The organism is Nocardia thraciensis, assembly GCF_054782435.1.
On sequence record NZ_BAAGSM010000046.1, the window covers coordinates 1 to 3494 of the forward strand.

General features: G+C 70.7%; 2 protein-coding genes. Both read left to right on the plus strand.

The window, feature by feature from the left end:
* Positions 1 to 13: 13 nt before the first annotated feature.
* On the plus strand, positions 14 to 3307 hold the full coding sequence (locus ACYVLQ_RS29235) for a type I polyketide synthase (RefSeq protein WP_460700762.1): 3294 nt from the start codon (positions 14 to 16) through the stop codon (positions 3305 to 3307).
* A gap of 25 nt (positions 3308 to 3332) precedes the next feature.
* A partial coding sequence (locus ACYVLQ_RS29240; protein WP_460700763.1) for a polyketide synthase docking domain-containing protein occupies positions 3333 to 3494 on the plus strand: 162 nt, incomplete at its 3' end.

Below are 3494 nucleotides of genomic sequence, written 5' to 3' on the forward strand. Positions count from 1 at the left end.
TTTTCACTCGGGCATGATGGAACCGATCCTGGACGAATTCGCCGCGGTCGTCGCCGAAATACCGCTGCGTCCACCGCGCATTCCCATCGTTTCCACCATCACCGGCCAGATCGAATCGGAACTGTTCACCGACCCGTCCTACTGGGTACGACATGTCCACGACACCGTACGATTCGCGGACGGAATCACCGCCGCGTGTGCGGCCGGCGGCGTGCGTTTCCTGGAGGTCGGCCCGGATGCCGCGCTGGCACCGATGATCTCACGGACCCTCGGCGACACAGCGGCGGTTGTGCCCGCGCAACGCCGCGGCCGGGACCAGGTGCGCGATCTCATCCGATGCCTCGGTACCGGCTATTGCCACGGCGCAGAGATCGATGGGCAGAGGTTCTACGCCGACAGCGGCGCGCGCACCGTCGAGCTGCCGACGTATGCCTTCCAGCGGCGACGGTACTGGCACTCGAGTGCTGCGCCGACGATCGGCGAGACCGCGGATCCGGGCGTGCGGCGCGTGGACCATCCGTTCCTGTCCTCGATGGTCGCCGTCGCCGGTTCGGGGGAGACCGTGGTGAACGGGCGCATTTCGCTCGGACCGCACCCGTGGCTGGCCGATCACGCGGTGCTCGGGACCATGCTGCTACCGGGCGCCGCCCATGTGGAAATGGCCAGTGCCGCAGCTGCGTCGGTGGGTTGTACGGAGGTGCGGGAACTGGTGTCGGAGATTCCGCTCGCCCTCGAACCGGATGTCGATACCGAGGTTCAGGTGGTCCTCGGCGCACCGGACGCGGCCGGTCAGCGGTCCATCGCCATCCATGCCCGTCCGGACTTCGGTGCGGATCGTCCGGTCGACTGGATGCGGCATGCGGTCGGGACGGTGGGTTCTCCGAACAGCGGCCGGACCGCGGCGGAACTCGGCGCCGAAGCGTGGCCGCCGTCCGACGCGGTCGAGGTGTCCGTGCCGGACCTGTACGCGACGTTGGCCGGGGCGGGCTTCGAATACGGCGCCGGTTTTCGGACGGCTCGGCGTGTGTGGCGGCGTGGTGACGAGATCTACGTGGAATCCGCGCTGCCCGGGGGAACCGGCAATGCGGGCTTCGGCGCGCATCCGGCGTTGTTCGACGGGGTATTCCACGGCGTGATGGCCGCCGTCGATACCGTCGATAACCGGTCCCTGAACGATGAGGTGTTGGTGCCCTTCGCATTTCGCGGCGTACAGGTGCACCGACGCGGCGCGGCGACGGTCCGCGCGCGGCTGCGGATGGCGCGCAACGGCGTGGAACAGCTTGTCGCGCATGACGAGTCCGGCCGAGTGGCGTGGACGATGACGGGATTGGACGTGCGTCGGGCGAATGCCGCGGCGCTGCGCCCGACCGGACGCATCGGTGGCGCCGAACTCTACGACATCGACTGGGTGCCGGTGACCGCCCGGCTCGAGCTCGCCGGGGCCGTGTGGGGCGTGGGTGACCCGACCGCATGGAACGGCCGCAGTTCCGGGGTGGTCGAGCGGTGGTTCCCCGATGTCGCCGCCGTGACGGCGGCCCTCGACACCGGAACCGGGGCGCCCACGGCCGTCGTCCTGCCCTGCGGGACTGCGGATGGGCCGGGAACCACCGCGGAGGTGGCGACCGGAGCCCGCGACGCGGTGTTGGACGTGCTGAAGACGCTGCAGGAGTGGATGGTTCGTCCCGGCCTCCTCTCCGTGCGGTTGGTCGTCGTCACGCGCGGCGCGGTGTCGGCGAGCGCCGCCGGTGACGGGCCCCTGGATCCGCGCGGTCTGGTGCAGGCGGCGGTGACGGGCCTGGTGCGATCGACACAGCTGGAGTATCCGGGACGGGTGGTTCTGGTCGATGCGGGCGCCGGGGTGAGCGTCGACAGCGCGCTGGGCACGATCGTCGGCGGAGTGGAATCGGAACTGCTCGTGCGGGATTCGGGGGTGTGGGCGCCGCGGCTGGCGGCCGTCGGCGCGGCGAAGGAATCCGCGCGTGGTGCGCCGGAGTGGGGACGAGACGGCGTCGTCCTGGTCGCCGGTGCGGGCGAACTGGGTGGCGTGGTGGTGCGGCATCTGGTCGCGGACGGCGAGGTGCGGCGTGTGGTGCTGGCGTCCCGGTCCGGTGGCGGTGCGGAACTCGCCGCCGAGCTGGCGGCGTTCGGGGCCCGGATCGACTGCGTCGCATGCGATCTGACGGATCCGGGGGAGGTGCGGCGACTGGTGGCCCAGGTTTCCGACTGGGGCCCGCTGACCGCGGTGGTGTACACGGCGGGCGTCCTGGACGACGGCGTGGTGGCTTCGCTGTCACCGGAACGGGTGGTGCCCGTGCTCCGGGCGAAGATCGACGGTGCGTGGTCGCTGCACGAGGCGACGCGGGATCTGGGACCGCTCGATTTCGTTTTGTTCTCCTCGGTCGCGGGCACGGCGGGGGCGCCGGGCCAGGCGAACTACGCGGCGGCGAACGCGTTTCTCGATGCGCTGGCGCAGTATCGGCGCGGTCTGGGCTTGGCCGGTATCTCCATCGGGTGGGGGCTGTGGGACGTGTCCGGCGGGATGGCAGGCGGTGTGGCGGCGGCGGATCGGGCTCGACTGGGTCGTGGCGGCCTGGCCGGGTTGAGCGTGCCGGAGGGCCTGCGGCTGTGGGACCGGGCGTTGGCGGGCGATCGGTCGCGGGTGGTCGCGGCGCGGTTCGATCATGCCGGGCTGTCGAACGACGCGGCGAGGCTCGCGGGCGTGGTGCCGTCGGTGATGCGCGGCATGGCCCGCGGTGCGGGCGAGGGGGCGTTGCTCGGTGCGGCGACCGATGCGTCCGCCGAATTGGTGTCACGGGTGGCGGGTCTGTCGGTCGGCGAGCGGCGCGGGGTGTTGGTCGACGTGGTGTCCGCGCACATCGCCGTGGTGCTGGGCTATGCGACAGGTCAGGTCGTCGACACGCAGGCGAGCTTCATGGATCTGGGTTTCGATTCGTTGGCGGCCGTGGAGCTGCGCAATCGGCTGGTCGGTGCCACGGGCGTGAATTTGTCGGCGACGGCCGCCTACGATCATCCCACTCCCGAAGCTCTGGCCGAGTACATCGATACCTGCCTGCCGACCGGAGCGTCCGGTGCAGACCTCGACGACGCGCTGGATCGGGTCGCGTCCGCGCTCGGCGCGGCAACGCCCGACATCGCGGCGCGTCGCCGGATCACGCGACGACTTCGACACCTGCTCGCGGCAGTGGAAACGGCCGGTGAACCCGAGACAGGCGCCGACCCCGATGACGACATTCGCAGCGCGGGCATCGCCGAGCTGTTCGACCTGCTCGACGGTGAACTCGAATAGCGCGCCGGCCCCGGAGGAACAGACCATGACAAACGAGAACGATTTCGTCGACTACCTGAAGCGCTCCGCGCTCGAAGTGCGCGGCCTGCGGCGGCGGCTGCGCGAAGTCGAGGATCGGGCGCGCGAGCCGATCGCGGTGGTGGGTGTGGGTTGTCGTTTTCCGGGTGGTGTGGTGTCGCGGGGTGGG

Coding starts and splice junctions, on each gene's coding strand:
- ACYVLQ_RS29235 (WP_460700762.1), top strand. CDS start 14: ATGATGGAACCGATCCTGGACGAATTCGCCGCGGTCGTCGCCGAAATA.